The organism is Antrihabitans auranticaus (assembly GCF_016481275.1).
Lineage (GTDB): Bacteria > Actinomycetota > Actinomycetes > Mycobacteriales > Mycobacteriaceae > Antrihabitans.
In genome coordinates this window covers 89,819-105,467 of record NZ_JAEMNW010000001.1, presented here as the reverse complement: position 1 = coordinate 105,467, position 15,649 = coordinate 89,819, and the positions used below count along the sequence as shown (strand labels likewise).

Genomic DNA, 15,649 nt, shown 5'->3' with positions numbered 1-15,649 from the left:
CGGTGCTGTTCTCCAATGTTCCCCCAGCGCAAGGCTTGTACGACCCGGCGCAGGAAAGTGATTCGTGCGGCGTCGCAATGATCGCGGATATTCGCGGTCGGCGGTCGCACGCCATTGTCTCCGATGGGTTGCTCGCGCTCGAGAACCTCGATCATCGCGGTGCGGCAGGTGCAGAACCGAACAGCGGTGACGGCGCCGGCATCCTCCTCCAACTTCCGACGGAGTTGTTTGCGGAGACAGTCGAATTCGTACTGCCGCCACCGGCTCCCGACGGCACGAACAGTTACGCGGCCGGCATCTGCTTTCTCCCGCAGGACGCAGTCGAGCGAACTGCGGCGGTCGACCTGATCGAGTCGCTCGCTGCCGAGGAAGGGCTCGAGGTCCTCGGTTGGCGCGACGTTCCGATCGATCCGGGTGGCGCCGACGTCGGCAAGACCGCCCTTTCCTGTATGCCCGTGATGAGTCAGTTGTTCGTCGCGGCTCCGGTGGTGAACGGAGCGCGGATCGGTGGTCTCGCGCTCGACCGCGCCGTCTATCCGCTGCGCAAGCGTGCCGACCGGCTGGCGCCCGTCTACTTTTCCAGCCTGTCCAGCCGCACCATCGTTTACAAGGGAATGCTGACGACAGGTCAACTCCCGCTGTACTTTCCGGATCTTCGGGACAAGCGATGTCGCAGCGCAATCGCGATCGTCCACAGTCGCTTTTCGACGAACACCTTCCCGTCCTGGCCGCTTGCGCATCCCTTCCGGTACGTCGCGCACAACGGTGAGATCAACACCGTCCGCGGCAATCGCAACCGGATGCGGGCACGCGAAGCGCTGCTCGCGAGCGCGCACATTCCTGGCGATATCGAGCGGCTGTTCCCGATCTGCAGTCCGGACGCCTCCGATTCGGCGTCGTTCGACGAAGTGCTCGAACTCCTTCATCTCGGCGGCAGATCGTTGCCGCATGCCGTGATGATGATGATTCCCGAAGCGTGGGAGAACCACGCATCGCTCGCTCCGGACCGCGAGGCGTTCTACCGGTTCCACGCATCGCTGATGGAACCGTGGGACGGGCCGGCGTGTGTCACGTTCACCGACGGCACGTGCGTCGGCGCGGTGCTCGACCGCAACGGATTGCGGCCCGGGCGCTGGTGGCGCACGGTCGACGACCGCGTCATCCTCGCGAGCGAGGCGGGTGTCTTGCCTGTCCCACAGAAGGATGTCGTCGCGAAGGGGCGGCTGCAGCCCGGTCGCATGTTCCTCGTCGATACAGCGCAGGGTCGCATCATCGCCGACGACGAGCTCAAAACGGCGCTCGCGGCCGAGCAGCCCTACGAAGAATGGCTGTATGCAGGCCTGCTGAACCTCGACTCGTTGCCGGATCGGCAGCGTTTCGTGCACAACCACGATTCCGTTGTCCGACGTCAGCAAATATTCGGTTATACCCTCGAGGATCTCCGGGTACTGCTCACGCCGATGGCGTCGACCGGCGGTGAACCGCTGGGTTCGATGGGCACCGATACGCCTGTCGCAGTGCTGTCCGCGCGACCGCGTCTGCTCTACGACTATTTCGTCGAACTTTTCGCTCAAGTGACGAATCCACCGCTGGACGCGATCCGGGAAGAGATCGTCACATCGCTGCGTCGAGTGACCGGTCCCGAACACAACTTGCTCGAACCCGGGCCCGCGTCGTGCCGCCAGATCGTGCTGCCCTGGCCGGTGCTCGACAACGACGAGCTCGGCAAGATCGTCAACATCAACGAGGACGGCGACCACCCCGGCCTGGCGGCGACTGTATTGCGGGCGCTCTACGACGTCGAGCGCGGCGGCGAAGGGCTGGCCGAGGCGCTCGAAGAGCTGCAGATCACGGCGACCGACGCGTTCGCCGCCGGCTTCCGCACGTTGATCATCTCCGACCGGGATTCGGATCACTCGCACGCGCCGATCCCGTCGCTGCTCGCGGTCTCGGCCGTTCACCACCATCTCGTACGGACCAAGCAGCGCACGCAGGTTGCGTTGGTCGTCGAATCGGGCGACGCGCGCGAAGTCCATCACGTGGCCATGCTGATCGGTTTCGGGGCCTCCGCGGTGAATCCATACCTAGCGATGGAATCGATCGAGGACCTCGTCACCCAGGGTGAGCTGACCGGGATCGAACGCTCGGTCGCGACGCGCAACTATCTGTATGCGCTGGGCAAGGGTGTTCTGAAGGTGATGTCGAAGATGGGCATCTCGACGATCGCGTCCTACACCGGTGCGCAGGTCTTCGAGGCGATCGGCCTGGACCGCGCGATGGTCGACGAATACTTCGCGGGGACGGTGAGCCAGATCGGCGGCGTCGGCCTGGAAGTGCTTGCCGAAGAAGTCAAGATCAGGCACCGACGCGCGTATCCGGACAACCCGACGGCCACCGTCCACCGTGGCCTGGACGTAGGTGGCGAGTACCAATTCCGCCGTGACGGCGAACTACACCTGTTCACGCCCGAGACGGTGTTCCTGCTGCAGCACGCAACCCGGACCGGTCGGCGTGACGTGTTCGCGAAGTACAGCGAGGAGGTCGACCGGCTCTCAGCCGAGGGCGGCACTCTGCGCGGGCTCTTCCAGTTCCGGGACGATCTTCGCGAACCGGTGCCGTTGGAGGAGGTCGAGCCGGTCGAGGCGATCGTCACACGCTTCAACACCGGCGCGATGAGCTACGGCTCGATCTCGGCCGAAGCCCACGAGACCATGGCGATCGCGATGAACAGCCTTGGTGCGCGCTCGAATTCGGGGGAGGGTGGCGAAGACACCGACCGCCTGTACGACCCCGCGCGGCGGTCTGCCGTGAAGCAAGTCGCGAGCGGGCGGTTCGGCGTGACGAGCGACTACCTGGTCAACGCGACCGATATCCAGATCAAGATGGCGCAGGGCGCGAAACCGGGTGAGGGCGGCCAACTCCCGGCGTTCAAGGTGTACCCGACGATTGCGAAGACGAGGCACTCGACGCCTGGGGTCGGTTTGATCAGTCCGCCGCCGCACCACGACATCTATTCGATCGAAGATCTGGCCCAGCTCATCCATGATCTCAAGAATGCGAACGAAAACGCCCGCGTCCATGTGAAATTGGTCAGCTCGGTCGGCGTCGGCACGGTCGCGGCCGGTGTCAGCAAGGCCCACGCGGACGTCGTGCTCATCTCTGGCAACGACGGCGGCACGGGTGCTTCGCCGTTGACGTCGCTCAAGCACGCCGGCGCACCCTGGGAAATCGGGCTTGCCGACACCCAGCAGACGTTGGTGCTCAACAGGCTTCGCGACCGAATAACCGTGCAGTGCGACGGTGGATTGCGAACCGCACGGGATGTCGTCGTCGCGACCTTGCTCGGTGCCGAGGAGTTCGGTTTCTCCACAGCACCTTTGATCGTCGCAGGTTGCATCATGATGCGCGTCTGCCACCTCGACACGTGCCCGGTCGGCGTCGCAACACAGAACCCCGAGCTCCGTAAACGATTCACCGGCAAACCGGAGTTCGTCGCGGACTTCTTCCGGTTCATCGCGGAGGACGTGCGCAAATATCTTGCGCAACTCGGATTTCGCAGTATCGACGAGGCGGTCGGGCACGCTGACGCGCTCGACACCGCACCCGGGATCGCGCACTGGAAGAGTGTCGGACTGGACCTGACGCCGGTGTTCCATGTCCCCGATACCGCACAGCCACGCAGGCGGGTCCGCGCGCAGGACCACGGACTTGTGTTCGCGCTCGACCAGACGTTGATCCAACTGGCCGAGGGGGCGCTGCAGGATTCCCGTCCGCTGCGCCTGGAACTGCCTGTTCGCAACGTGAACCGCACTGTGGGCACCTTGCTCGGTGCGGCCGTCACGCGGCGATACGGCGCGGCAGGGTTGCCCGACAACACCATTCACATCACGCTGACGGGGTCGGCCGGTCAGTCCCTCGGTGCCTTTCTGCCGCCGGGTATCACATTGGACGTGCACGGTGATGCGAACGACTATGTCGGAAAAGGTCTTTCGGGCGGACGTGTGATCGTGCGGCCGGCCGTCGACAGTCCGATCGTGGCGGAAGAGAACGTGATCGCCGGCAACACGGTCCTCTACGGCGCCACCTCGGGCGAAGTCTTCCTGCGGGGTCGGGCGGGTGAGCGATTCTGTGCACGCAACTCCGGTGCGACCGCGGTCGTCGAGGGACTCGGTGACCACGCCTGTGAGTACATGACCGGCGGCAGGGTCGTAGTTCTCGGTCCGACCGGCCGCAACATCGCCGCAGGAATGTCGGGCGGGATTGCCTACGTGCTCGATCTCGACCCCGCCGACGTCAACAAGGCGATGGTCGAACTCGAACCGCTCGACGCCGACGACCTGCTCTGGCTGCGCGACGTGGTCGGCAAGCACACGCGATACACGGCGTCCGCGCTCGGCGCCTCGATTCTCGCGGATTGGCCGCGCCGATCCCGGTTGTTCACGAAGGTCATGCCTGTCGACTACAAACGCGTTCTGCAAGCGACGCGATTGGCGAAGGCGCAGGGCCGCGACGTCGAATCGGCGATCATGGAGGCTGCTCGTGCCTGATCCACAGGGATTTCTGCACATTCGGAAGCAGGATGCGCCCAAGCGATCCGCTGCCGACCGTATCCACGACTGGCGCGAGATCTACGCCGATCAGCCTGCCGCCGAGCGCAATCGCGAAGTCGCCCAGCAAGCGCGCCGCTGTATGGATTGCGGTATTCCGTTCTGCCACAGCGGGTCGTCGGGGTGCCCGCTCGGCAATCTCATCCCGGAGTGGAACGACCTCGCGCGCCGCGACCGCTGGGGTGCGGCAATCGATCGACTGCACGCCACCAACAACTTTCCCGAATTCACGGGACGTGTGTGCCCGGCGCCGTGTGAGGCGGCATGCGTGCTCGCCATCGCTCCTAACGACACCGGTGGCAGCGTCACGATCAAGCGAATCGAGCAGACGATCGCCGACACGGCATGGGAGCGCGGCACTGTTCTGCCACAGTTGCCGACCGTCAACACGGGCAAACGAGTTGCCGTGGTCGGATCAGGTCCCGCGGGATTGGCTGCGGCGCAACAACTTACCCGAGCCGGGCACGACGTCACCGTCTACGAACGCGACGACCGACTCGGCGGACTGCTCCGCTACGGCATTCCCGCATTCAAGATGGACAAGTCGGTGCTCGACCAGCGACTGACCCAGATGCGTGCGGAGGGTACGCATTTCGTCACCGGCCGAGAGGTCGGTGTGGACGTTTCCGTCGAAGAACTACGCGCTCAATTCGACGGCGTGATTCTCGCTGTCGGAGCGTTGCGCGCACGCGACAACATGATCGAGGGCCGCACGCTGGCCGGGGTGCATCTCGCCATGGATTACCTCGTTCCGGCGAATCGGGAAACCGAGGGTGACGGACCCACGCCGCTGCACGCACGCGGAAAACATGTCGTGATCATCGGCGGCGGCGACACCGGAGCCGACTGCCTCGGCACCGCGCACAGGCACCTGGCCGCCTCGGTAACGCAGTTGGACTACAACCCCGAACCGCCGTCGGAGCGTGACGCCGAGTTGTCGCCATGGCCCGCATGGCCATTGGTGCTGCGCACGTCGCCGGCCCACGCCGAAGGCGGAGACGTGCGGTACCAGGTCGCAGTTCGCCGCTTCATCGGCGACAAGGCTGGAAATGTCCGCGCGATCGCGCTCGCCGAGGTTCGGGTCACACGCGGTAGCGACGGCAAGCGTCACATCACGCCGATCGGTGAAGAGATCGAATTGCCGTGCGACATGGCGCTCTTCGCGATCGGGTTCGAAGGCGTCGAGCACATGCCGCTGCTCGACGATTACGGGCTCGAGCTGAACCGTCGTGGCGTGCTTCCGTGTGGTCCGCAATTCGAAACGACTGTGCCCGGTGTTTTCGTGTGTGGCGACGCGCATCGCGGTGCGTCACTGGTGGTCTGGGCTATCGCGGAGGGTCGTTCTGCGGCGGCGGGCGTCGATGCCTATCTCATGGGCCATTCGGATCTGCCCGCACCTGTCCACCCGACCGCCTTGCCGTTGGCGGTCGGGCGGTAGCCGCTGCTAGAGGGCAGCTGCACAGATGACGTTGTAATCGCGGCCGACCTGGAACTGCAGTTCGATCGGGTCGGTGGCTTCGGCAGGGCATTCGGAGACGGAGGTCGCGAACGACACAACAGCCAGTGCCCCGGCAGGTGCACCGGCGCAAGGGATTTCCGCCAGGTCCGCGGAGACGCAGTCCTGCTCTTTCAGCTGGCCGCCACCCATGCCTGGATCGCCGGGGTGATCGCCGGTCAAGTTGCGTGCGCAGAGAGTCTGCGAGGGGATGCCGGACGTCGCCGTCGACCCGTATGTGGTCTCCACAGTGATGATCGTGTCGGTGCCGATCGGGCAGTTCGGCTCGCTGAGGCCGGCAAAGTTTGCGGGCTGCAAGGCGATCACTTTCAGCGAAGCTCCCGCGTCGTCGCAGTCGAACTGCTTGTAGCCGTCCGGTGCGCGGTCGGGGTCCAGGCCGGCGCAGTCGTCGACTTCGTACGGACCGTCCGAGCCCGCATCGGCCGACGTCGAGTCTGCATCCGATGCGGCTGTGTCGTCCGAGCTGCCACAGGCCGTCAAGACTGCAAGTGTAGCCAGACACGCAAAGGCGCCGGCAGCGGTTCTTCGCAGTGAGATACGCAAGGTTGTTCCCCTCTGGGTCAGTGTGAAATGCACGCGAATGGGACCGCACCCCCCGGTTCGACGAACCCGCTGCGATCCCCGGGGAGAAATTTAACACCCGTCCAGGTCGCTTCGCGTGTGCAAGATTTGCACCCAAGGGTCGGTCGACAGGTCGCTGTTCGCTTATTGCTGCGGTGGATGTCACTCGAAGTGAATCGACCGAGCTCACTGGAACTACTACGCTCAACGCGTGACTCGACGGACGAAGATCGTTTGTACGCTTGGACCCGCAACCGCCACTGATGATCGCATCCGTGAGCTTGTCGAAAGCGGCATGGATGTCGCGCGACTCAACTTCAGCCACGGTAACTACGAAGATCACGAGGCGAACTACCGGCGCGTGCGCGCCGCCTCCGATTCCACAGGGCACGCGGTCGGCATCCTTGCCGACCTGCAGGGCCCGAAAATCCGCCTCGGTCGCTTCACCGAGGGCAAGACGACCTGGGCGAACGGTGAACAGGTCCGCATCACCGTCGAAGAGTGCGACGGTACGCACGACCGCGTCTCGACCACGTACAAGCAGCTCGCACAGGACGCCAAGGCCGGCGACCGGTTGCTTGTCGACGACGGCAAGGTCGGCCTCGTGGTCGAGGCCGTCGACGGGGACGACGTGGTCTGCCGCGTCACCGAGGGCGGACCGGTCAGCAACAACAAGGGTGTATCGCTGCCCGGCATGAACGTGTCGGTCCCGGCGCTGTCGGAAAAAGACCTGGAGGACCTCGAGTTCGCGCTGCGCCTCGGTGTCGATTTCATCGCGCTGTCGTTCGTTCGGTCGCCCGCCGACGTCGAGTTGGTGCACGAGGTGATGGACCGAGTCGGCCGCCGGATTCCCGTCATCGCCAAGCTCGAAAAGCCGGAAGCGATCGACAACCTCGAGGCGATCGTGCTCGCGTTCGACGCGATCATGGTTGCCCGGGGCGACCTCGGCGTCGAATTGCCGCTCGAGCAGGTCCCGCTCGTGCAGAAGCGTGCGATCCAGATGGCACGCGAAAACGCGAAGCCCGTGATCGTCGCGACACAGATGCTCGAGTCGATGATCGAGAACTCGCGCCCGACGCGCGCGGAGGCGTCAGACGTCGCCAACGCCGTGCTCGACGGTGCGGACGCGGTGATGCTGTCGGGCGAAACGTCGGTCGGCAAGTTCGTGATGGAGACCGTTCGCACGATGGCGCGAATCGTCGAAGCCGTCGAAACCGATTCGACGCGGGTCCCGCCGCTGACACACGTCCCGCGCACCAAGCGCGGTGTGATCTCCTATGCGGCCCGTGACATCGGTGAGCGACTCAATGCGAAGGCGCTTGTCGCATTCACACAGTCGGGTGACACGGTGCGCCGGCTGGCACGCCTGCACACGAACCTGCCACTCCTGGCGTTCACGCCGACTCCGGAGGTCCGTAGCCAGCTCGCGCTCACGTGGGGCACGGAGACGTTCCTGGTTCCGCGGGTGGACAGCACGGACGAGATGATCGGCCAGGTCGACGCGTCGCTGCTGACGTTGGAGCGGTACAAGCGCGGCGACCTCGTCATCATCGTCGCAGGCTCTCCGCCGGGCACCGTAGGCTCGACAAACCTGATCCACGTGCATCGGATCGGCGAGGGCGACTACTAGCCCCGGATCAGCAGAGGCCGCCGACATCGGCGGCGAAACTAGACGACAGGACGACAGTGACCAAGGCAGGACACAAAGACCTGGAGACGTTGCTCGAACTGCTCGAGCTCGAAGACGTCGGCGAGGATGTGTTTCGCGGTCGGCACATCGGTCCCGTAGGTAGCCGCACGTTCGGTGGTCAGCTCATTTCGCAGGCGATCATGGCGGCCGGCCGGACCGTCGGGCCGGGCCGTCCGGTGCATGCGATCAATGCGCATTTTATTCGCGGCGGTGACGTCAAGCAGCCGATCGAGTACCACATCCAACGGCAGCGCGACGGTCGAGCGTTCGCAAACCGCTTGGTCACTGCACGGCAGGCCGGCAACGACATCTTCGTGATGCTTGCCGCGTTCCAGGACTTCACCAAGGGCCTGGAACACGCTGTCGAGGTTCCCGATGTGCCGTACCCAGACGTTCTCCCGCCGCTCGGCGATCACTTCGTCGGGTACGAAGATCGGCTGCAGATGTTCGTCAACGCGCTGAAGCCGATCGACATGCGCTACGCGAACGACCCCGCGTGGATCATGAAGGGCACGGGCGAACGGCTCAACCACAACCGCGTCTGGATGAAAGCCGACGGTGCGCTGCCCGACGATCCGCTCACCCACGTTGCGGTGATGGGCTATTCGTCGGACACGACGGTCCTCGACTCGATCATCACGACGCACGGGCTGTCCTGGGGACACGATCGCATCGTCGCCGCGACCGTCAACCACTCTATGTGGTTCCACCGCCCGTTCCGCTTCGACGACTGGGCCCTGTACGCCACCGAATCCCCGGTGGCCGCCGGGTCGCGTGGTCTCGGCACCGGTCGCTACTTCTCGCTCGAGGGTGAGTTGCTTGCCACCGTCGTTCAGGAAGGTCTGATCCGGCACTTTCCGAGGCGCAAGTAGCTGCCGGTTCGTGTGGAGAGGCGCCGGGGCACCCGAACAGGCGGTTGCCGGGCCCGCCACTTGGGCGATGCTCAGCTAACCACCTGATCGCAGGCTGCCACGGCGTGTCGTGTTATGTCACGCCGCGCGAGTGAGGTGCAGCGCGCTGCGGGGTTGCGAGGTGGTGCGGAGTGAGGAAATACAACACCCCGCTCACCAGACGACGACCCGTTTGTCGTCGGTGAACGCCATCGGAGTGCCCGGTGCGCAGGTGAACGCCTCGGCGAATCCCGTCACGTTGGGTACGACGCCGTTGATCCGCAGCGCATCGGGGGAGTGCGAGTCGCTGTTGATCAGGGTCTCGGCGACCTCGGGGCGCACCTTCCCGCGCCAGCTTCGCGCATAGCTCAGGAAGAACCGCTGATCGGGCGTGTATCCGTCGATCTTCTCGTCGGCCTCTTCGGGATCTGCGGCAAGCACCTTCTGAAAGGCGTCGTAGGCCGCATTGAGGCCGCCGAGGTCGGCGATGTTTTCACCCAGCGTGAGCCGCCCGTTGACATGCAGGTCGGGCTTGCTCGGGATCGGTGTGTACTCGTCGAATTGGGTGACGAGTTTGTCGGTCTTCTCCGTAAACAACGCGCGGTCGTTCTCGGTCCACCACTCGACGTTGTTACCGGCGCCGTCGAACTGGCTGCCCTGATCGTCGAAGCCGTGCGTGATCTCGTGGCCGATGATCGCGCCGATCCCGCCGTAATTCAGCGCGTCGTCGGCGTTCGCGTCGAAGTACGGCGGTTGCAGAATCCCAGCGGGGAAATTGATGGTGTTGTTCGTCGGGCTATAGAACGCGTTGACCGTCTGCGGCGTCGTGAACCACTCTTTGCGGTCGGTAGGCTTCCCGATCTTGGCGAGGTCGTACGCGTTGTTGTAAACATCTGCGGCCTGGCGGTTTTCGAAGTAGGTGCCGGGGTCGAGCTCCAGTCCCGACCAGTCGCGCCAGTTGTCCGGGTAGCCGATCTTCGGCAGGATTGCGTCCCACTTCTCCAGCGCCTTGGCTTTGGTCTCCGGGCTCATCCAGTCGATCTGCTCGATGCGAACCTTCATGGCGTCGAGGATGTTGCGGACAAGCTCCTCGGCGCGTGCCTTCGCGTCCTCGTCGAATTTCTGCTCGACCCACAGTCGGCCCAGTGCCTCACCGATGGACGTATTAGTTGCGGCAAGGGCGATCTCCCACCGCGGACGCTGCTCCGTCTGACCGGTGAGCAACTTCCCGAGCTCGAATTCGTTGTCGCGGAATTGCTGCGTCAGGCGCGGGGCTGCTTTGCTGATGACCTGTGTGCGCAGGTACGCCTTCCACTGGTCGAGGTCACCGCGCTCGAGCAGTTCGTTGAACTTCGTGAAGAACGCAGTCTCGGACAGGGAGAAGCTGGTGACCGACTGCATCTGCTGTGCGTCGAGGTACTTGCGCCAGTCGAACGCCGGTGTCACCGCATTCGCCTCGGCGACCGTCAGCAGCTTGTACTGATTTTCTGGCTTGCGGCCCTCTTCGGGGGACAGTGTGGTCGCGGCCAGTTCGGACTCGAATGCCAGCGCGCGGTCAGCCTGCGCTTTCGCTTCGGCTTCCGGCACGTCGACAAGCTGCAGCTCCTTTTCCAGGTAGCTACGGTAGGCGCCGAGGATGTTCGCGTAGTCGGGGTTGGTGTAGTAGTCCTTCGTCGGGAGTCGCACGCCACCGGAGTAGACGTAACCGATCTGGCGTGCCGCGTCTCGGAAGTCCGGCCCGGACCCGAACGTGAACATCAGGAAGCTCGCGTCGGCCGCGTCCTGGTTGAGGAACGAGACGATGTCCTCTCGGCTGTCGATCGCGTCGACCTTCGCCAGTTCCGCTTTGATGGGATCGAAACCGCGGGCATTGATGACGTCTTCGTCGAGCGCTGATTTGTACATCGCGCCGATCAGGTACCGGTCCGAGGACTTGTCCTCCGAATCGAGATCGGCGACAGCGCTTTCGGCGATTTCCTTCTGCAGCGCATCACTCTCGTCCTGCAGCACGTTGCCGATCCCGACGCCGGCATCGTCGGCCGGGATCTCCGTGGCGTTCAGCCATTTCGAGTTCACGAACTCGTTGAAGTCGGTGCACGGGTCGATCGCTGTGTCGAGATCGCCGACATCGAACGCAACGTAGTTCTCCGGTATGCCCTTCGAATCGTCGTCGCTGCTGTTCGAGCAACTCGCTGAGGCGAGGGCCACCACCGCCGCAACCACGCACACCGAGAAGCGCCGCACTGTCCTGAATCGCATCCGCCAACCGTAGCGTCCGGCTCCGACAATTGGGTGCCGGACCCGCGAACCCGCGAATGCGACCAGAGTTGACGAAGATCGCAATTGCGCGCACTCTCGTTGCTATGGCACCAGCGAATCCGCGTTCGCCGCACCGGTTCCCGGTGCGGCTGTGGTTGCTGCCCGTCGTTGCTGCGACCTGTGCCCTGGGCATGTTCGGCACGGCGACGTTTGCTTCGGCCGAGCCGTCGGACACGCCGGGGTCCACGACGACACCCACGCCACCGCCGCCGGACTCCACAACCACCGTGCCGCCGGTGCCGACGACAACAACAACGACGACAACAACACCGCGCCCGCACACCACCACGGATACGCCGCCGCCCCCGCCGGTCGACGAAGGCCGACTCACGCTGTGTCCGCTCGCAAACCAATGGAGCCCGGCGGACACCGGGATCACGGCGACCGTATACGAGTACGGTCCGGCGACCGTCACTGTCGACGTGAGCGCGTCATCGGGCAACCAGTCGAAAACGATCACCGTCAGCGCGGGGGACTACAAGGCAGCCATCGACTTCCCGGAGATTTCACCGTCGGATGTGCGCGGTGTCATCGTCCGCGCTGTCGGCCCCGGCCCGTTGCCGACCCGCTGCCTGCTCTCCCGAGGGAGCTGAACCTGCCCCGCGGCCGCCCTCTCGGGGGCAGAATGTGGGGTATGCAGAATCCACGAGTGCTCGATACGGCGGAACTCGAACCCGCGCTCGCAAACCTGCGCAAAGCGCGTGACGCGGCGATGGACGAAGGTGCCGGTGACAGCGACTTCGGCGAAATCGACACCGTCATAGCCGCTTTCGAAGACGAGATCCGGCGGCGGACAGAGAACTGACGAGTTCAGCCGTAGAGTTCGTCCTCCGAAACGACCGGCGGCAGGTCCGGACCGTCGCGCTGTAGGCGCTTGCGCGTCGAAAACACTCGGCCGCGGGCAGGAACCATCGGCGCGAACTTGGCGATACCGGTCGGCGTCGTCATGTCGTCGTAGAAGGTGTCGATGCCGCCTTTCATGGAGTACGCCTCGTGCCAGAAACCGGTGCCACCCGAATCCTTGAGGAACGTGCGCCACCACTGCTTATGCGGGTCGGACCTGGTCCAGCGTTCGAGGCTCTCGAGATCTCGCCAGTACTGCCGGGCGCCCCAGTGCGGCGGGAAGTGGCCCCATACGACGTCCTCGTGCAACAGCAGCCCGTCCGGTCTGTCTGCGTGGGATTTGTACAACTTCGGACCGATGCCGAGCAGTCGCAGCATGCCGCGCGGCTTTCGCACACGCATCCCGAGAAATACGACGACCAGATCGGGGTAATCCGAGAGGTCCGCCGTCAGTCGTTCGACTTTCATCGCCCACCTCCTGGTCTTTTTCGTGTACCCACGATATCGCTCGGGATTCGATCGCATTAACAGTGACAGGTGTGTAGCGCATCGCAACCCGCGCCGTTCTGGAAGCATGAGGGGTACCGGTCTGGAGGGATAGCAATGAGCGAAACCGATCGAGTTCCCGATTTCACGATGCTGCCGGATTTGGCCCTGCGGCCGCTCGGCGGGGCAGTGATTTGGGCGAACGACGAATCCTTCGCGGAGAAGGAGAACCTGATCCGGCCTGGGCCGGCGTCGTATCAGCCGGCGACGTTCGGGCACAAGGGGCAGATCTACGACGGCTGGGAGACGCGCCGCCGCCGGGAAGCCGGCGTCGACGAGGCAATCGTGCGGCTCGGTGTGCCTGGTGTGATCCGCGGCGTCGTCGTCGACACGGCGTGGTTCAAGGGCAATTTCCCGTCGGAGATCTCGGTTGCAGCGCTGGCACTGACCGGCTACCCGCGACCAGTTGATGTCGCTGAGCGGACCGATTGGGAGCCACTGGTCGAGCGCATCCGAGTGTACGGCGACACACGCAACCCGTTCGAGGTGTCGTCGGAAAAGCGTTGGACCCACGTGAAATTGACGATGTATCCCGACGGGGGAGTCGCCCGGTTCCGGGTGCACGGAGAAGGCAGACCGGACCCGCAATTCCTGCGTTTCGGCAACGTGGATCTCGCAGCGCTCGAGAACGGCGCACTGGTCACGGACTGCTCGAATCGTTTCTACAGCTCGCCGCACAACCTCCTCTTTCCGGGCGTCGCACGAGTGATGGGCGACGGCTGGGAAACGGCACGTCGCAGGGACGACGGCAACGATTGGGTCCAGGTGCGGCTGGCGGGCGAGGGCACGGTGTCGGTTGCGGAGATCGACACGTCGTACTTTCTCGGAAACAGCCCGGGTGCAGCAACATTGGGTGGTCGGACGACGTCGGGTGAGTGGATCGAGTTGCTGCCGCGGACCGAGTTGGTCGCCGACACCCGGCACAGATTTCTGCTCGGCGCGCACGAACCCGTCACCGATGTGCGACTCGATGTGTTTCCCGATGGCGGTGTGGCGCGCCTGCGGTTGTACGGCGGGCTCACCGACGCGGCGCTGGCGGCGATCGAAAGGAGTGCATTGTGAACGGTTACCCACGCGACATGGTCGGCTACGGACCGCACCCGCCGGACCCGAGCTGGCCCGGCGGCGCGCGAATTGCCGTCCAGTTCGTGTTGAACTACGAAGAGGGCAGCGAGAATTCGGTCCTCGACGGTGATGCGGGTTCGGAGACGTTCCTGTCCGAGATGACGCCGGCCGAACCGTTTGCCGCGCGTCACATGAGCATGGAATCGATCTACGAATACGGCTCCCGCGCAGGGTTGTGGCGCGTGCTCCGGGTGTTCGAGAAGCGAGGTTTACCGCTGACGATCTTTGCGGTCGCGCGCGCAATGCAACGCAACCCCGAAGCTGTTGCGGCGTTCGGCGAGCTCGGCCACGAGATCGCATCCCACGGATTGCGCTGGCTGTCATACCAATTCGTCGACCGGGAGACAGAACGTGCGCACCTTGCAGAAGCTGTGCAGATCCTGCGCGAGTTGACGGGGTCCGCGCCACTGGGCTGGTACACGGGTCGTGATTCGCCGAACACGCGCGAATTGGTCGTGGAGCACGGCGGTTTCGTCTACGACTCCGATTCCTACGCCGACGATCTGCCGTACTGGGTCAAGGTCGGAGCGACCGATCACCTCGTCGTGCCGTACACGTTGGACACGAACGACATGCGTTTCTCGTCCTCCGCCGGATTCCCCAGTGGTGAGCAGTTTTTCGCGCACCTACGGGATGCCTTCGACGTGCTGTATGCGGAAGGTGTGGAGGGCAGCCCGAAGATGTTGTCGGTCGGATTGCACTGCCGCATCGTCGGTCGGCCCGCTCGCACAGCGGCATTGGAGCGGTTCCTGGACCACGTGCAGTCACACGACAAGGTGTGGATCGCCAGACGTATCGAGATTGCCGAGCACTGGCGAACCGTTCACCCGCCGAACGCGCTGAGGATTCCCGAGTAGACCTTCGGGATGGGCGTCGCGAACTCGCCTCGCCCGGACTTGCGCAGGCCGAGCCGGAGCATCGACTCGACCAGCAGGGTGGCGGCCGCGACGCCGTCGATGACCGGCACGCCGATCTTGTCGGAAATCTCCTGACAAAGGTCGGCCATTCCTGCGCAGCCCAGCAGGACAGCGTCAGACTTGTCGATTTCTACTGCGCGCAGGGCGGTTTCGGTGACGACCTTGCGTGCGTCGGGATCGGTATCGAGGGCGAGTACCGCGATCTCGCACGCATGCACGCCTTTGCAGAAGCGCGCCATTCCGTACTTTTCGGCCAGTTCCCAGGTCCGGCCGGCCGATCGTTCCAGCGTGGTGACGACGCTGAAGCTGCGCCCCAGGAAGCTGCCGAGATGCATTGCGGCCTCGGCGATCCCGATGACCGGTCCGCGGGCAATCTCGCGTGCGGCTTCGAGTCCGGGGTCACCGAAGCAGGCGATCACGTACCCGTCGAACCCGGACTGCTCGCCTTTGACGATCTCGGCGAGCAGTCCGGGCACGCTCAAAGCCTCGTCGTAGTGGCTTTCGATCGACGCGGGTCCCATGTCTGGGCTGACGGCCTCGATCAGCGTGCCTGGACCTGCTACCGCCCTGGCACATGCGCCGATCTTCGAGGTCATCGTCAGCGTGGTGTTCGGATTGACGATCTTGATCCGCAT

12 protein-coding genes are annotated in these 15,649 nt (G+C 64.4%); 8 read left to right on the top strand and 4 right to left on the bottom strand.

What is annotated here, in order from left to right:
• Positions 1–2: 2 nt before the first annotated feature.
• Positions 3–4,547 (top strand): glutamate synthase large subunit, encoded by a 4,545-nt coding sequence (gltB, locus tag JGU72_RS00490; RefSeq protein WP_199681813.1) that lies wholly within the window; start codon positions 3–5, stop codon positions 4,545–4,547.
• Positions 4,540–6,045, top strand: a complete 1,506-nt coding sequence (locus tag JGU72_RS00485; RefSeq protein ID WP_199681812.1) for a glutamate synthase subunit beta — start codon at positions 4,540–4,542, stop codon at positions 6,043–6,045. Before gltB ends, JGU72_RS00485 begins: the two co-directional genes overlap by 8 nt.
• 6 nt (positions 6,046–6,051) lie before the next feature.
• Here the strand turns inward: JGU72_RS00485 and JGU72_RS00480 are convergent, their stop codons facing one another.
• On the bottom strand, positions 6,052–6,603 hold the full coding sequence (locus tag JGU72_RS00480) for a hypothetical protein (protein WP_199681811.1): 552 nt from the start codon (positions 6,601–6,603) through the stop codon (positions 6,052–6,054).
• Between the two features lie 292 nt (positions 6,604–6,895).
• Between JGU72_RS00480 and pyk the strand changes: the two genes are divergently transcribed.
• Complete coding sequence (gene pyk / locus JGU72_RS00475) at positions 6,896–8,314, top strand: pyruvate kinase (protein WP_199681810.1); 1,419 nt, start codon at positions 6,896–6,898, stop codon at positions 8,312–8,314.
• Positions 8,315–8,370: 56 nt separating this feature from the next.
• The gene (locus JGU72_RS00470) at positions 8,371–9,246 is read left to right on the top strand and encodes an acyl-CoA thioesterase (protein WP_199681809.1); all 876 of its coding nucleotides are present in this window, start codon (positions 8,371–8,373) and stop codon (positions 9,244–9,246) included.
• Between the two features lie 192 nt (positions 9,247–9,438).
• Here JGU72_RS00470 and JGU72_RS00465 read toward each other — a convergent pair whose 3' ends face one another.
• Positions 9,439–11,523: a M13 family metallopeptidase gene (locus tag JGU72_RS00465; protein WP_199681808.1), complete on the bottom strand. Its 2,085-nt coding sequence runs from the start codon at positions 11,521–11,523 to the stop codon at positions 9,439–9,441.
• Positions 11,524–11,627: 104 nt separating this feature from the next.
• Between JGU72_RS00465 and JGU72_RS00460 the strand changes: the two genes are divergently transcribed.
• Positions 11,628–12,176 (top strand): hypothetical protein, encoded by a 549-nt coding sequence (locus tag JGU72_RS00460; RefSeq protein WP_199681807.1) that lies wholly within the window; start codon positions 11,628–11,630, stop codon positions 12,174–12,176.
• Positions 12,177–12,217: 41 nt separating this feature from the next.
• Entirely contained in the window at positions 12,218–12,388 is a 171-nt protein-coding gene (locus JGU72_RS00455) for a hypothetical protein (RefSeq protein ID WP_199681806.1), read from the top strand.
• Between the two features lie 5 nt (positions 12,389–12,393).
• Here the strand turns inward: JGU72_RS00455 and JGU72_RS00450 are convergent, their stop codons facing one another.
• Complete coding sequence (locus JGU72_RS00450) at positions 12,394–12,894, bottom strand: phenylacetaldoxime dehydratase family protein (protein ID WP_199681805.1); 501 nt, start codon at positions 12,892–12,894, stop codon at positions 12,394–12,396.
• Between the two features lie 135 nt (positions 12,895–13,029).
• Between JGU72_RS00450 and alc the strand changes: the two genes are divergently transcribed.
• Both alc and puuE read left to right on the top strand, forming a co-directional pair.
• On the top strand, positions 13,030–14,034 hold the full coding sequence (alc, locus tag JGU72_RS00445) for an allantoicase (RefSeq protein WP_199681804.1): 1,005 nt from the start codon (positions 13,030–13,032) through the stop codon (positions 14,032–14,034).
• Between the two features lie 17 nt (positions 14,035–14,051).
• The gene (gene puuE / locus JGU72_RS00440) at positions 14,052–14,954 is read left to right on the top strand and encodes an allantoinase PuuE (protein WP_199683104.1); all 903 of its coding nucleotides are present in this window, start codon (positions 14,052–14,054) and stop codon (positions 14,952–14,954) included.
• Here the strand turns inward: puuE and JGU72_RS00435 are convergent.
• Entirely contained in the window at positions 14,921–15,649 is a 729-nt protein-coding gene (locus JGU72_RS00435) for an aspartate/glutamate racemase family protein (protein WP_199681803.1), read from the bottom strand. The two genes, puuE and JGU72_RS00435, sit on opposite strands and share 34 nt — an antisense overlap.